This window comes from Schaalia sp. JY-X159 (genome assembly GCF_014525425.1).
GTDB lineage: Bacteria > Actinomycetota > Actinomycetes > Actinomycetales > Actinomycetaceae > Scrofimicrobium.
On sequence record NZ_JACEXI010000004.1, the window covers coordinates 150,768 to 165,026 of the forward strand.

Sequence of the window (14,259 nt, forward strand, 5' to 3'; positions counted from 1 at the left end):
TGATCCGAGAGGGGCGCCAAGATGTCGGAGGGACGGGCTACCGTAGTCATATGATGTTTGATTTCGCCCTGGCTCGCGGGGACTTTGATTCTGCCACCTCCCAGAGGGAGTCTGTGGATCTCACAGCTGAGTCTGGAGCCCATGGGGCGGTGGTGACCGCGGTGCGTGAAAACGGCGAGTTTGCGGTGACATTTACGGGAGGGAAGCCACTTCTTTGGCGACCGGAAGGTGAACAGTTGGGGGCGCTGGTCTCAGGCGTGGCTGACGACTGCATCTGGTTTATGGGTAGAACAGCCGAGGGGTTCCCCTTACTGGTGGTTGTACTACCAGACGATCTCAACGGGGCCGGAAGCCTCTTCTCCCTCCTGCCGGAGGAAGTTCGCTGGTTGGATCTGATTGCCTTTGCCGCCGAACTTGAGGACTACTCGGCATCACTACTGGTCACCCAGGCTACAGCTCTGCTTGCCTGGCATCGCTCCACAAAGTTCTGCCCGAACTGCGGAAGCCCCCTGACCCCCGGCTCGGCTGGCTGGAGCGCGCACTGTAAGGAATGCGGACGCGTTGAGTATCCAAGGACGGACCCGGCTGTGATTGTCGCTGTAGTTGATACGGAAGATCGCCTGCTGCTTGCTCACAATGTTCTTTGGCCTGCGGGCCGAATGTCCCTACCTGCAGGCTATGTCGACGCTGGTGAAAGTGCGGAACGTACGGTTCCAAGAGAGCTTCGTGAGGAAGTCGGGATAGAAATCTTCGGGCTGCGGTATCTTGGCTCGCAACCGTGGCCCCGCCCTCGGTCGTTGATGCTGGCCTACACTGCCAAGACCATGGTGACCACGCCAGTTCCAGATCAAATTGAAATCGACCATGCCCGATTCTTTACGAGAGATGAGCTGAAGAAAGCAGTCGCTAGCAAAGAAGTCCTGCTACCCGGACCGGCGGCGGTCGCACATACTGTCATCGGCCTGTGGATGCGGGGGGAACTCCCGTGAGCCAGACTCGACATGTTGAGGAAGTAAGGAACGTGACGACATTGCGCTCACCAGAAGAGCTCTTGGATGCGCTTGACCCCCAGCAACGTGAGGCGGCACTCCAGGTGTCTGGCCCGCTCTGCGTGCGCGCGGGGGCCGGTACGGGGAAGACCCGTGCAATCACCTACCGAATTGCCTACGGAAGTGCTGTTGGCGCGGTTGATCCCAACACTGTTCTCGCAGTTACATTCACTGCGAAGGCCGCAGCAGAAATGTCCTCGAGGTTGCGGGCTCTGGGTGCTGGGAGAGCTCAAGCGATGACTTTCCACGGTGCAGCACTCAAGCAGTTGGCATACTTTTGGCCCCGCGTCAGCGGCGGACCACTTCCAAACCTGATGCCGCACAAAGCTTCCGTGGTGGCGGCTGCCGCAAGCAGGGTAGGGATTCGTGCTGACAAGCTTGTGGTTCGCGACCTCGCCGCTGAACTCGAGTGGGCCAAGGTGTCGATGGTGACGCCTGACGGCTATGCGGACTTCGCAAAGGCAAACCTACGAACCCCGCCCGCAGACCTGACTGTAGATGACTTTCCGCGTCTCTATGAGGCCTACGAACAGGCTAAAGCAGATCGTAACGCCATTGATTTCGAGGACGTGTTGCTGTTGCAGTGTGGACTCTTGGAGGAACGTGAAGACGTTGCGCGGGCAGTCCACTCACGCTATCGAAGCTTCGTGGTTGATGAGTACCAAGACGTTTCCCCCGTGCAGCAACACTTGCTTGACCTGTGGAGAGGGGAGAGGACAGACCTGTGCGTCGTCGGTGATGTCGCACAGACCATTTACTCATTCACGGGCGCCAGCTCCAAATACCTTGAGGAGTTCCCGAAGCGTATGAGGGGTGCCAGAGTGATTGAGCTGGTCCGTGACTATCGTTCTACCCCCCAGGTTGTCGCACTAGCAAACCAAGTCGTCGCCTCCGCGAAGGGGATGGATGGTCGTGCAACTACCCTTGGGCTGCCCGGCGCGGTTCGCCTGCAGGCACAACGGCCCATGGGGCCCGCGGTCTCCTTCGAACGCTATGATCACGACGTTGCAGAGGCGCGGGGCATCGCTCAGAGCATCAAGGAGCTTCACCAATCGGGAGTTCCACTTTCGGAGATTGCGGTCCTCTACAGGGTCAATGCGCAGTCTGAGGCATTTGAGGAAGCCCTTGCAGATGTCGGTCTCGCCTTCCAAGTCAAGGGTGGAGCACGGTTCTTTGATCGTGAGGAAGTGAAGAGGGCCGTGCTGCTTCTGCGTCAACAAGCACGGGTGCGCGCCCTCGCCGGACAGGAAACTGAGTCTCTTCCTGACATGGTCGCCGAAGTGGTTGGGACACTGGGCTGGCAACCGACACCGCCCACCAGTGCCGGGGCTGTGCGGGAACGATGGGCCAACCTGGATGCCCTGTTAGACATGGCGCGCCGCAATCCGCAGCAGACGCCAGAACAGTTCGTCTCTGAGCTGGAAGAGCGTGCCGCCGCGAAAGCGTCGCCGACGGTTGAGGGTGTGGTCCTCTCAACGCTTCATGCTGCAAAAGGTTTGGAGTGGGACGCGGTTTTCCTCGCAGGGCTTTCGGAGGGGCTGATGCCGATTTCAATGGCGGACACGCCCGGCGGAATCGAAGAAGAGAGGCGGCTCCTTTACGTCGGTGTTACCAGGGCGCGGATCCACTTGAGCCTTAGCTACTCGCAGGCTCGATCTGCAGATCGCAAAGGTAAACGCACGGTGAGCCGTTTCTTGACCAAGATGTGGCCCAGGGAAGAAACGGCCCGTGGAAGGTGGACTGCGTCTAAACCCGGCAACAAACTGAACACACGCACAAAGTCCGGCGATATAAATGCCCAGTTCTTAGCAGAGGCAGATCAGAGTACAAGGGAGTTGTTTGAGAGTTTGCGCCAGTGGCGACTTGGCGTGACACGTGAGAGCGGTAAGCCGGCATTTACGGTTGTTGCGGATGCCACTCTCAGAGACGTGGCAACAGCGAAACCAAGGACGCTCCGCCAGTTGGGGGCATTGCGCGGAATCGGGGCTGTGAAACTTGAAGCATACGGAACCCCGATCCTTCGCATCGTGAAGGATTACCTCCCCGGGTAGTATCAGGCGACCTGAGCCACCCCTTGACTGATCGGTCCCCGTCTGCACGAACAACCCCTGTGTGGGTACCATTCCCGAACCTCTACGCCGCTGGGGCCTACAGTCAATGAGTGCGACACCCCTCCCAGCCCGGCCGGACCAGATGCACCAATGGGTGTGGCCCCGGTTGCTGCAGCATGAATCAGCGTCACCGCTAACCCGGCTGCGGTCATACAAAGATGGTCAGCGGTAATTGGCTGGGGTGCAGTTGCGAGAGCTAGGGACGACTTAGCCCACAGCGGGAATGAGTCCTGAATGCTCAAGTCTGCGCACAGTGCGCAACCAGTTACGCCGGGAACCATGAGGGGACCGACTTGCACTTCCCGGTCACGTTGGACAATTGGCAGGTGGGGAGTGTCGCTGGACAGGAGCCGACCCAGGGTCCCATGGTCCCAAACACTGCTGCTGCACACTATTGCAAGATCAGGCAGAGTAAGTCCCGTTATTCGCAGTCCGGGGTAGCGTTCGCGAAGGTGCCGAGACAACACGGTCTGTTTTGTTCGCCCCAGCTGTTTCTCCGTGAACGCGGGTGGCATAACGCGGTCAACAGCGCGGCGGTCGCGCAACTCCAGCTCGCGAACTCCCTCTTCAGCGAGGAGCGCAGCAACGCGGGCACCAACCCTGTCGAGCCCGGAAACACGTACTCGCAGTTCACCCAGAGGGTTTGCCCCGTCCTCTAACAGTCCGACGGCGTCCAACATGACCAGCATTTCCTTCTGGCGGGGCGTCAGCGAACTGGTGTCGTGTGCTGGGCGCGAGACACGGTCTGGAGCCCGATGTGTGAGAGCAGATGTTTGGGTTCCAGGTGGGACTGCAGTCTCTATTCTGGACAGACTCTTGATCCATGCAGACTCTGCAGGTGAGAGAGCAGAGAAGACCACGGTCCTTGGTGGAGCAGACCCCACCTGAAGCTTTCCCGGTTCGATTTCGCCAACAAATGTGTGAGGGCGCAGAAGCCTCATGGATGTACCGTCCTTGGTTTCACAGGTTCAGAAATGACTTTCTCAACTGTGTACCAATCGCAGCCTCCACGTGCATTGGATTTGAAACCTGTGGACAACCCTGCGGATAACAGAACTGGGGACGCTCTAGAGGTCCTCTGGCTCGGTGTCAGAACCGTCGCCCACCTCAGGGGCCGATCCGCGCATTTCTTTGGGCACGGATTCGTCAAAGCCCAGTGTTCCCGAAAGGAGCGCTGACAGTTGCTCATCCAAGTCGCTGAGCTCTGGGTCTGTTGGAAGATCCTCAAAAAACGTGTCGGGATTTGCGAGTTGAGCAGATGTTGGAACGCGGTCTGGGTGAGCCCAGACATCGTCGCGTGCTTCCGGCCCGCCTTCGTCCGTGAGTCTACGGAAAATGGTTGCTGCACTGCGCGTTTGGCGAGGGCGGAGCTCAAGGCCGACCAGCTGGTGAAGCAGGTGCTCTCCGGATGACCCGGTAACACGGCGCCGACGCATCATTTCCTGAAGTTGGGCTCCGTGGGGGAGGTAGGGGGCGATCGCGGCTGCGGTCGTGACCTCCACCCACCCTTCGATGAGTGCCACCAGCGTTTCGAGTCTTTGCTGTGCTTGCAGTTGTGACTCGGTGGGTTCTGCCGCGAAAATGCCCCCGCTCATGGCTACTTGCAGCGACTCTGGGTTCGAGGGATCAATCGACTGTGCAGCCTCGATGATTGCGTCTTGGTCAAGGGAAATCTCCCTTGCATACCTTTCAATAGCAACTTGCAGGTCGTGCTTCAACCAGGGAACCGATGCAAAGAGCCGTGCATGCGCACACTCTCGGACTGCCGCAAACTGGAGGACTTCCTGATATCCGATGTCAAGACCATCAGCGAATGCGGAGATATTGGTGGGGACGAGGGCGGTGACGTCACCCTCTGTGAGAGGAAGACCGGAGTCGGTGGTGCCAAGCGCTTCCTTTGCCATCTCGGTCAGGGCACTACCAATCTGCGAGGCAAATGCCATTGCGGCCATCTTTGGGAGCATCGAAGATAAAGATTGGGCCAGCCCCGCCATTTGGTCGTCGCGGTCTAAATCGCCTGCGCCCATTTGTGATGCCATAGCGTCGGCCATGGCGCGCGAAGCGTTCTCAGCAACGGGATTGCAGATCTTCTTCCAGGCTGGCAGCGTCTGGTCAACCCACTCCACCTTGGTCCAAGCATCACGGGTGACACCTTTGACTGCAAAGCTGGTGACTGGATCAAGCCACAGATCGGCGACCGTAAGTGCTTGTCGCACAGTTTGTGCCTGAGCGGCTGAAAGGCGGGGGTCGCCGGACTGGAAAACCTGCTGGCGTGACATTTCTTCAACCATGCGCCAGTTCACAGGGTCGGAGGAAGCGTTCATGAGGAAACGCATCTGACCCATGGCTTGAGAAATGGCCTGGGGAGAGTCCATACCTGGTAGGGCACTTAGATCAAAGCCCTGAAGCCTCATCGCCTCAAGTGCGTCGCCTGCGGCCCCCGGGCCCAGCAGGGACTCCAAAAACGCTCTGAGTGGGTCGTCGCTATCTTCAGGACGGAAGTCTGGGTTCTGATCCATAGGTCAAGTTTAGCTTTCCTCACGTTGTGAGCCTTACGCCTTCGGCCGAATGTCGCCGAGGTTGAATCAGTGCACAATAAACCCTATGGAATCAGTGCACACCCCTTCAACAACGACCAGGCGCGACCGGTTGGTGACGCGTTGGACCAGGGTCCTTTTCGCTGTCTTAGTTGCGGCGGCTCTCGTCATGGCTGTTTCGTTGATACCGGTTGGTTACGTGATTCAAGATGCCGGCCCCACTGTGAATGTCTTGGGAAGTCAGGCTGACACTCCCGTTCTTGAGTTTTCACAGTCCGGTGACTACACAAAGCACGTGGTTCGTGAGAAGGTCCCTGACGAAGGGCAACTGCGAATGGTCACCGTTTCCTCGCTGGGTGGTCCCGGTACCACCGTGCGCGTCGGCGACGTCGTGAGGGCATGGTTCAGTCCCAGCACTGCGGTGATTCCATACTCTGACCTTTACGCGCCTGAGACAACCGCCGAGGACGTTGCGGAGGCGGGTGCCGTGCAAATGGAGTCTTCACATTCGGCCTCAGCCATTGCTGCCATGGACTACTTGGGTATTCCAATGGAGACCACCATGACGGTGGCTGGCACCGTTCCGGGTAGTGGAGCCGATGGGCAGTTGCTGGAGGGAGACGTACTCGTTTCGTTGCAGACCCCCGACGGGGTCGTGCATGAGGTGAACTCTCCGTCGGTCCCGTTTGTCCTCATGGAGAACACTCCCGCAAACTCAACGATCGGTGTGACTGTGCTTCGCGACGGGGAAATCCATAAAGTTGACATCGTCACCGCGGCCCCGCAGACATCGGAGGACGAGGGCGACAGATCTGATGGGGACGAGGACGGGGACGACAGCGGTGACAATGCGCCTCAGGGATCCCGAATGGGGGTCTACCTTGGGGCCGATACAGAGATGCCCATCGACGTGTCAATACATCTTGAGCGAATCGGTGGTCCTTCGGCGGGGCTGGTCTTCGCCCTCGGCATCGTTGACCAGTTGACTCCCGGTGGGATCACCGGTGGAGAGTCCATTGCTGCCACGGGCGCGCTGGACTTCGTTGGCAACGTTGTGCCGATTGGTGGTGTGGTGCAGAAAATGTACGGTGCAAAACGGGATGGTTCGCAGTGGTTCCTGATCCCGGACGGTAACTGTGCGGAGGCGCAGGGGCGGGAGCCCAATGGCTTACGCGTCGTGCCGGTTGAGACCCTCAGCGAAGGTGTTGCTGCAGTTCAAGCTATTGCTGATGGCGATGGGGACTCCCTGCCCACGTGCAGCTGATGGCTACGGCGCGGTTATGCGTCCTGAACGTCGGGGTTGAAACCCATCCGCAGTGCCTCAACCAAGGCGGGCACTAGGTTTTCACCCTTACCAACCCGCTCGGTATCATCGAACGTGCGGGCTCGCACAGCGCACCATGAATCGCCCTCGCGTGTGATTCCGATTGTGAGTCGCACGTCAGTCCGGGCCGGGTGATTGCTAATGAAATCGAGGGCTTCCTGCGGGTCGTCGGGAGCCTCGTCCTCGACCGAGGGGGGAACGATAATTCGTTCAACGGTGAGTGCCGAACCGAAAACAGACTCCGGCCACGCCAACTTGGGAAGAACTTCTTCCAGCTCATCGTTGGGGATAGAGTCTTGGAGAATGGCTGAAAGGTGCGCCGCTGTGCCGTCCCAGGCTTCTCTAAGGCTCGCCAAGACGTCCTCGGGAACATCGTCGGTTGCGAGCAACTGTTTGGTTGGAACCAGGGCGTAGAGCGCCGGGGGTCGGTCCCATCCCAGGCTTGCCGCGCCGACCTCAATCTCTTCAGTTACCTTCCGCAGGGCCGCGGCACGTGGAGTGGGGAGGGACATGGGGACCTGATCGAGGGTGTGCTGCGTGGGGTCCGCTTGTGGTGCTCCGTGGATTTCGCTCATGGCGGCAATAGTAGCCGCTCGTCTTTGATGTCGGCGCTCAAGGGTAGAATGTCCCCAAATCATCAGTGGGTTCCGAGGAATGTGCGGGCCCCAGAGAGGACAGCGGTGACTTTCTTCCCGACAGCAACGCCGGAGCCATCCCGAGAGCCTAAGAAGGAACCAGAGGGTCGGTCGGGCGAAGGTCCTACGACGAAGGCCGCTCTCCGCAGCCCTCTTGTGATCACTTTTGGCATCATTATTCTTCTTGCCGTCATCATCTATGTTGCGTCACGCGTGTGGACAGAGGTTCTGTGGTTCGACCAGCTCAATGCAGCGAGGGTGCTGTGGACACGTTGGGGGGCAGCGGCGGTTCTGTTCTTGGTGACCTTCGCGGTCCAGTTCGCGGCGATCACTGCCGTTGTGACTTGGGCATACCGTACGCGACCCTCCCGTCTGGGCGGTCAGAGCGGGTCCACACTTCGTGAATACCAGAAGGCTTTGGAGCCTTTCCGCAAGGCCATTTTTTGGGGTCTTCCGGCGTTAATCGCACTAATGACTGCCGCCGGAATGGCGACGCAGTGGCAAACCTTCATGGTGTGGTTCAACCGCACGCCATTCGGGGTAACTGATCCTCAGTTCAACCTTGACATTGGCTTCTATGTCTTCACGCTACCGATTCTTGACACTATTCTGAGTTTCTTGCTCAACACGGCTGTTGTGTCTCTCCTTGCCGTCATCATCATCGGCTACCTCTACGGAGGCATATCCTTCTCGCCTCGCTTTAAGATGACGTCCAGTGCCAGAATGCAGATCGGAATTCTCGGCGCGGTCCTCTCGCTGATAGTCGCATTGCGTTACTGGGTGGGGATTTACTCCCTGGTATTGGGAACTGGTGACATCGTTGATGGGGCTCTCTATCGTGATGTTCACGCGGTTCTGCCGGCACAGATGATCCTTGCGGTAATCTCACTTCTGGTCGCCGTGCTCTTCCTTGTGGCAGCATTCCGCGGAACGTGGAAGTTGCCGGCGGTTGGTGTGGCCGTGACTGTTGTTTCCGCCCTCGTGGTTGGTGGCGCGTATCCCGCCCTCGTCCAACAGTTCCGGGTGACGCCAAACGCGCGACAGATGGAAACCCCATACATCCAGCGCAACATTGACGCGACGCTGGCAGCATATGGACTGGACGAGGTCGAGTATCAGACATACGCAGCAAAGACGGATGTTTCTCCGGGGCAGCTGCGTGATGATGCAGAGGCGACTTCGCAGATTCGTTTGCTTGACCCGATGATAATTTCGCCGACGGTTCGCCAGCTGCAGCAGTCCCGCCCCTATTACACGTTTGATTCCAAACTTTCGGTTGATCGTTACACGATCGATAATGAGCGCCGCGACACGGTTATCGCTGTGCGCGACCTCAATCAGGGAGGCCTGCAAACCGAACAGCAGACTTGGGTCAACCTTCACACTGTCTACACCCACGGGTACGGCGTGGTTGCCGCATACGGCAATACGGTTCGTGCCGACGGTACGCCGGCGTTCTGGGAATCTTCGATTCCGTCGGTTGGTGAGATGGGGGATTACGAACCCAGGGTCTACTTCTCACAGAACTCACCCGAGTACTCGATTGTCGGCGCACCCGAGGGAGCGGCTCCGCAAGAGTTGGATTATCCCGACGACAACGCACCGTCCGGGCAGGTCCAGTCAACCTTTACGGGGGATGGCGGACCTTCGGTGGGTAACCCATGGAACAAGCTGCTCTACGCAATCAAGTTTGGCTCCACCGACATCTTCTTCTCCCAGCAGACCAACTCTGAGTCACAGATTCTTTACGAACGTGACCCACTTCAGCGAGTCTCAAAGGTTGCTCCGTACTTGACCCTTGAGAAGAAGGCTTACCCGGCAGTCGTTGACATGGATGAGGACGAGTCGACGCCCAAGCGCCTCGTGTGGATTGTTGACGCATACACGACTTCGGCAAACTATCCCTACTCAGAGCGTGTTTCCCTGTCAGCGGCGACGACCGATTCGCGTACGGCAGATATGTCGTCGCTGCTCGTTTCAGACACTGTGAACTACATGCGCAACTCAGTGAAGGCAGTTGTTGATGCATACGACGGTTCGGTTCAACTGTTTACCTGGGATGATACTGACCCGATTCTAGAGTCCTGGAAGGGCGTCTACCCGGGCATGATTCAAGATATGTCTGAGGTTTCGGGCGATCTGATGTCGCACTTCCGCTACCCAGAGGACATGTTCAAGGTCCAGCGTTCATTGCTTGAGACGTACCACGTCACAGAGGCTGCTGAGTTCTACACCGGTGGTGACCGTTGGAGGCTTTCGGAAGATCCCACGGCCTCGACCGCTGAAGGTTCAACCAGCAGCACAATGTTGCAGCCGCCCTACTACCTGACAATGCAGATGCCGGGTCAAGACAGTGCAGAATTCTCGTTGACCTCGGTCTATGTTCCAGCAGGTGGTGGTGAATCTAGACGTGCCGCGATGGCCGGCTTCCTAGCGGTCGATTCTGAGACGGGCGACACTCCGGGTGAGGTGCGCGATGGGTATGGGAAGTTGCGGCTCATGGCGCTGCCGTCCTCGACCACGGTTCCAGGACCAGGTCAGGTACAGAACAACTTCAACACCGACCAGCAGGTGGCGACTCAGTTGAACCTGCTGAGTCAGCAGGGATCTTCGGTCATCCGGGGTAATCTGCTGACACTTCCAGTCGGTGGTGGCTTGCTCTACGTGCAGCCCGTCTATGTTCAGTCGACAGGATCGACCTCGTATCCGGTTCTGCGCTATGTACTCACTTCATTTGGTGACCAGGTGGGCTTCGCTAGGACACTGAACGAAGCGCTAGACCAAACCTTCGGGGGCGACGCTCAAGCAGTGACCGGGGACGAGGACGTGGCGCCAACAACGCCCGACGGTGACGAAGGGGAGGCGCCTCTCGAAGGCGATGAAGCATTGAACGCCGCGATCATGAGTGCTCGGGATGCCATGGTGGCTGCCGATGAGGCGATGAAGGCGGGTAACTGGGCAGCGTACGGGAAGGCTCAGGATGCGCTGAATGCTGCACTGGAGGAACTGATTCGTCTGCAGGAACTGGTTGACGGAGCAGCTGCGGGCACCGGTGAGGACAGTGCTACCTTCACTCCGGGTGAAGATAGCACTGGTTTGGGCACCCTTGGTGAGGATGCAGAAGTAGCAACGGAGGACGGTAACTAGACCAGACGCGTTGATTCGCACGCTGAGGGTTCACCTACGTGGTTGAGCCTGGCATGTATGGAGGGGGACTCGGGGCGGCCCGGGTCCCCCTCTTGCTGCTGAGGCATTTGCGCAGGTGGGGACTATGAGGGAGAACACGCTAGGGTCGGTTGCCCCAGCAGTTGGCACTGCGTAGACTGTACTAGCCGACGCGGGGTGGAGCAGCTCGGTAGCTCGCTGGGCTCATAACCCAGAGGTCGTCAGTTCAAATCTGGCCCCCGCTACTAGAAGGGCCCTCTGGCCAAGTGAGAATCTTGATCAGAGGGCCTTGTCGTTTAAGCCGGATCCTCAGTTGGCCCTGGCGCGGGATTTAGGGGCTATAGGACATTTGGTGTGTCTTTTGGGGCTGTTTTCTGTGGGGATGCGGCCATTATTGGTGTCTAAACTCGGGGGTTTGGGCGTGTCGTTAGGGTTGCCAGCGTCCGGCCCAGCCTTTTCTGGCCCATGTTCCACCACGCCAGATGCCTTTGCCAACTAAGCCGGGGAGCTCCTTATTCTTTGACATGTCGAATCCAAGGTTTGCATCTCCGAAGAGTGTTGCGTTGACCGCTGATGCCGTCGCAAGCATCGCTGCAGATCCGAGCAGAATGAAGCCAGTCTTTCCCATGACTGCTTGCCCTGCGATGGCGAGGACGTGTCCCTGGTGCTTCTCCATTTCTGAGACGGACATGAGGACCACCACCAAGGTGCTAACCACTACGTATATGGCGATTACCGCGAAGAGGGCCGTGTACATGGCTCGAGGTAACTGCTTCTTTGGGTTACGCATGTCGGCGGCGGAGTTTGTGACGACACCAAACCCCTCATACGTCACGTAGAGGAGGCCGGCAGCGAAGAAGATACCCGTCCAATGCGCGTCGCCCCCGGTCGTGAACCAACAAAGTTCACTCCGATGATCATTAGCACTAGTCCTATGCCGAGCGCTTTCGCGCCCCAGTCGGGCATGTGCCAGGCGAGGACTTCCGCCGCGTAGCCCCCGAAGCCGACCGCGTACAGCGCCATCGCTATGACCCAACCCAGGAACTGGAAAACATTGAGCCCGCCCGACAGGGTGTTCTCTCCGAAGCATCTAATCAGGAACTCCCCAGCCCCTCCTCAGCTGGGGAATACTGCGCCGAGCTTCGAGTAGGAGTAGACGGAGAATGCTGCAACCGCACCGCCGACAATAAACGCCAGCGGTACCCATGCTCCGGCTATGCTCGCAGCGAGTCCCAGCAGCGTGTATAGGCCGGCACCCATCATCCCGCCTACGCCGATGGCGGTTGCTCCCATCGTGGTGACTGAGCCGGTTCCCTTGCTTTGAGTGGTGGATTCTTCCAGGGTGCCAGAGGCCACTTGTCTTCTCCCTCATCCGATGACTGATCGGAGCGCTACCGGTGTGTCTCGCACAAATCTACGTGGATTTGCTAGGCAGCGCAGGATGAGGTGGGGGTACACCAAATGGTTCCGCTAGGCTCCGCCCGCAGCGAGCCGCATCAGATCCGAGTCAAAGTCAATGCCCGCATCCACAGACTCTGTTGTGACCTGGTGATCGGGGAAGGTGCGGCGGTACTCTGACTTCTCCTGGTTGCGTAGGGCGCGCTTCACGTTCAGTGCGGCGAGGGTAGCAAGTTCGGTTGCAGCCCTCTCGACCCTCTTTTTGACAGCAGAAGGGTATGCGGAGTCTTCAGTCGCAACGAACACTGATGTTGGAACTGTCAGGGCGCGGAGGTAGGCAAAGAGTGAGCGCATTTCGGCATCAGGCACTAGGCCATGGCGTGGCGTGCCTGCCGTTGCCGCCAAGACAACGGGGGTTGCAAGGACGGCGTCATCTGCAGCGAGATCCCAGAAAGACTTAAAAAGCCCGGACATGCCGGCCTTGTAGACGGGTGTTCCTGCCACGACGGCGTCGGCCTCTTCAACAATTTGGAGGTCGGCGCGCAGATCATCTGAGATCATTCCGGTCGCCAGTCCGATCCCCAGATCTCTTCCGACTTCCCTTAGGTTCACGAGGTGGACCTCGACGAGGGCGCCCTCGTTCTCTAACATTTCCCTAACTGCCGCGCCTATCTGGCGAACGAGGGCGGTTGTAGACGAGCTTTCTGAAGATCCGGCGCTGACGAGGGCGACCTGGATCGGGTTGGCGCTTTTCATGCCGATCACACTCTCCTTGGCTTTGATTGTTTTGGAGTCGTTTGATGTCCAAGACGAGGAGGAATGACGCTCCGTCATCGTGGACACGATACTAAAGGCGCGGGAGTGTTACCTTCACGGAGGGGTCACTGTCTTGGTAGGGAGACGTGCCCGTCACATTGTCGCCACGGTTGGGGTTGGGGCGTGGCTGACGTGGTTCCGCGTCTCCATATTTTTCCTTCACTAATGAGGCATGTGTTGGTGCCTCCGGGGTGCCCGCGGGCGTTGCGGCAGCGGTTTCCTTCCTGAGGACCGGCAGAATCTCAGAACCAATGAGATCCAGCTGTTCGAGGGCTTCCTTCTCCGGGAGTCCGTGATCAATTAGGAACATCTGGCGCTGGTAGTCGCCAAAGTACTCACGCAAGCCCAGCACGCGGTCGATTATCTGCTGGGGGCTTCCAACCAGCAACGGGGTTTGTGCAGCAACGTCTTCCAGTGCCGCGCCACCGCTGTAGACGGGCGAGGCATCAAAGTAGGGTTGGAACCCTCGGAATGCCGCTTGGCTTGTCTTCGCGACGTAGACCTGCGCACCAACTCCGACGATGGCGTCCTCGGGTCTACCATGCCCATAGTGTGCGTAGCGGTTGCGGTAGAGGTTGATTAGCCGTCTGAAGTGCGACATTGGCCAGAAGATTCCGTTAGCGAAGTACCCGTCTCCGTAGTAGGCGGCCTGCTCCGCGATCTCTGGCGTGCGGATAGAGCCGTGCCAAACAAACGGTGCCACGTCATCCATGGGGCGAGGGATCGACGTAAACCCTTGGAGTCCCGTGCGGAACTTGCCTTCCCAATCCACGACGTCTTCGTTCCAGAGGCGGTGAAGCAGGTTGTAGTTCTCGAGGGCGAGTGGCAGTCCCTTTCGGATGTCTTGTCCGAACCAAGGGTAAACGGGGGCCGTGTTGCCTCGTCCGAGCATGAGGTCGAGCCTGCCATCGACAAGGTGCTGAAGAAGTGCGTACTCTTCAGCAATGCGCACAGGGTCATTCGTTGTGATCAGCGTTGTCGCAGTCGACAGCTGTAAGGTCCTGGTGCGGGCGCCAATGTTTGCAAGGAAGGTCGTAGGTGAAGAGATTGCAAATGGCGGGTTGTGGTGCTCGCCGATAGCGAAGACGTCGAGGCCGATCTCCTCGGTCTTGACGGCGAGGTTGGTCAGAGCCTTGATGCGCTCATGCTCGCTGGGTGTGTGTCCGGAAACAGGGTCGCGGGTCACGTCGCCAACTGAGAAGACTCCAAATTGCATGTCGCTCT

12 protein-coding genes and 1 tRNA gene are annotated in these 14,259 nt (G+C 58.6%); 5 read left to right on the top strand and 8 right to left on the bottom strand.

Annotation, left to right across the window (positions count from 1 at the left end):
* The first annotated feature begins 50 nt into the window (after positions 1–50).
* Both nudC and IDL90_RS08200 read left to right on the top strand, forming a co-directional pair.
* On the top strand, positions 51–989 hold the full coding sequence (gene nudC / locus IDL90_RS08195) for an NAD(+) diphosphatase (protein WP_187995056.1): 939 nt from the start codon (positions 51–53) through the stop codon (positions 987–989).
* The gene (locus IDL90_RS08200) at positions 986–3,100 is read left to right on the top strand and encodes an ATP-dependent DNA helicase UvrD2 (RefSeq protein ID WP_316930315.1); all 2,115 of its coding nucleotides are present in this window, start codon (positions 986–988) and stop codon (positions 3,098–3,100) included. Before nudC ends, IDL90_RS08200 begins: the two co-directional genes overlap by 4 nt.
* 2 nt (positions 3,101–3,102) lie before the next feature.
* Here the strand turns inward: IDL90_RS08200 and IDL90_RS08205 are convergent, their stop codons facing one another.
* Entirely contained in the window at positions 3,103–4,101 is a 999-nt protein-coding gene (locus IDL90_RS08205; protein ID WP_182142135.1) for a hypothetical protein, read from the bottom strand.
* 126 nt (positions 4,102–4,227) lie between these two features.
* Positions 4,228–5,679: a zinc-dependent metalloprotease gene (locus IDL90_RS08210; protein WP_187995057.1), complete on the bottom strand. Its 1,452-nt coding sequence runs from the start codon at positions 5,677–5,679 to the stop codon at positions 4,228–4,230.
* Between the two features lie 85 nt (positions 5,680–5,764).
* Here IDL90_RS08210 and IDL90_RS08215 point away from each other — a divergent pair, with 85 nt between their 5' ends.
* Entirely contained in the window at positions 5,765–6,961 is a 1,197-nt protein-coding gene (locus IDL90_RS08215; protein ID WP_182142137.1) for a PDZ domain-containing protein, read from the top strand.
* Between the two features lie 14 nt (positions 6,962–6,975).
* Here IDL90_RS08215 and IDL90_RS08220 read toward each other — a convergent pair whose 3' ends face one another.
* Positions 6,976–7,596: a PPA1309 family protein gene (locus tag IDL90_RS08220; protein ID WP_310649239.1), complete on the bottom strand. Its 621-nt coding sequence runs from the start codon at positions 7,594–7,596 to the stop codon at positions 6,976–6,978.
* Positions 7,597–7,701: 105 nt separating this feature from the next.
* Between IDL90_RS08220 and IDL90_RS08225 the strand changes: the two genes are divergently transcribed.
* Together IDL90_RS08225 and IDL90_RS08230 are read left to right on the top strand one after the other, a co-directional pair.
* Positions 7,702–10,803 (top strand): UPF0182 family protein, encoded by a 3,102-nt coding sequence (locus IDL90_RS08225; RefSeq protein ID WP_316930316.1) that lies wholly within the window; start codon positions 7,702–7,704, stop codon positions 10,801–10,803.
* Between the two features lie 189 nt (positions 10,804–10,992).
* A tRNA-Met gene (locus IDL90_RS08230) sits at positions 10,993–11,066 on the top strand.
* Between the two features lie 182 nt (positions 11,067–11,248).
* Here IDL90_RS08230 and IDL90_RS08235 read toward each other — a convergent pair.
* From IDL90_RS08235 to IDL90_RS08250, 5 genes are all read right to left on the bottom strand, one after another.
* Complete coding sequence (locus IDL90_RS08235) at positions 11,249–11,683, bottom strand: amino acid permease (protein ID WP_259349603.1); 435 nt, start codon at positions 11,681–11,683, stop codon at positions 11,249–11,251.
* The gene (locus IDL90_RS11730; protein ID WP_259349621.1) at positions 11,653–11,844 is read right to left on the bottom strand and encodes a hypothetical protein; all 192 of its coding nucleotides are present in this window, start codon (positions 11,842–11,844) and stop codon (positions 11,653–11,655) included. Before IDL90_RS11730 ends, IDL90_RS08235 begins: the two co-directional genes overlap by 31 nt.
* Positions 11,845–11,937: 93 nt before the next feature.
* On the bottom strand, positions 11,938–12,177 hold the full coding sequence (locus IDL90_RS08240) for a hypothetical protein (protein ID WP_182142140.1): 240 nt from the start codon (positions 12,175–12,177) through the stop codon (positions 11,938–11,940).
* 114 nt (positions 12,178–12,291) lie between these two features.
* The gene (locus IDL90_RS08245) at positions 12,292–13,053 is read right to left on the bottom strand and encodes a CE1759 family FMN reductase (protein ID WP_187995059.1); all 762 of its coding nucleotides are present in this window, start codon (positions 13,051–13,053) and stop codon (positions 12,292–12,294) included.
* 13 nt (positions 13,054–13,066) lie between these two features.
* Complete coding sequence (locus IDL90_RS08250) at positions 13,067–14,251, bottom strand: CE1758 family FMN-dependent luciferase-like monooxygenase (RefSeq protein WP_187995060.1); 1,185 nt, start codon at positions 14,249–14,251, stop codon at positions 13,067–13,069.
* Positions 14,252–14,259: the final 8 nt, after the last annotated feature.

Excerpts from the sequence above, each read along its gene's own strand:
- nudC (WP_187995056.1), top strand. The coding sequence starts at position 51 with ATGATGTTTGATTTCGCCCTGGCTCGCGGGGACTTTGATTCTGCCACC.
- IDL90_RS08245 (WP_187995059.1), bottom strand. The coding sequence starts at position 13,053 with ATGACGGAGCGTCATTCCTCCTCGTCTTGGACATCAAACGACTCCAAA.
- IDL90_RS08205 (WP_182142135.1), bottom strand. The coding sequence starts at position 4,101 with ATGAGGCTTCTGCGCCCTCACACATTTGTTGGCGAAATCGAACCGGGA.
- IDL90_RS08220 (WP_310649239.1), bottom strand. The coding sequence starts at position 7,596 with ATGAGCGAAATCCACGGAGCACCACAAGCGGACCCCACGCAGCACACC.
- IDL90_RS08250 (WP_187995060.1), bottom strand. The coding sequence starts at position 14,251 with ATGCAATTTGGAGTCTTCTCAGTTGGCGACGTGACCCGCGACCCTGTT.
- IDL90_RS08215 (WP_182142137.1), top strand. The coding sequence starts at position 5,765 with ATGGAATCAGTGCACACCCCTTCAACAACGACCAGGCGCGACCGGTTG.
- IDL90_RS11730 (WP_259349621.1), bottom strand. The coding sequence starts at position 11,844 with ATGGCGCTGTACGCGGTCGGCTTCGGGGGCTACGCGGCGGAAGTCCTC.
- IDL90_RS08210 (WP_187995057.1), bottom strand. The coding sequence starts at position 5,679 with ATGGATCAGAACCCAGACTTCCGTCCTGAAGATAGCGACGACCCACTC.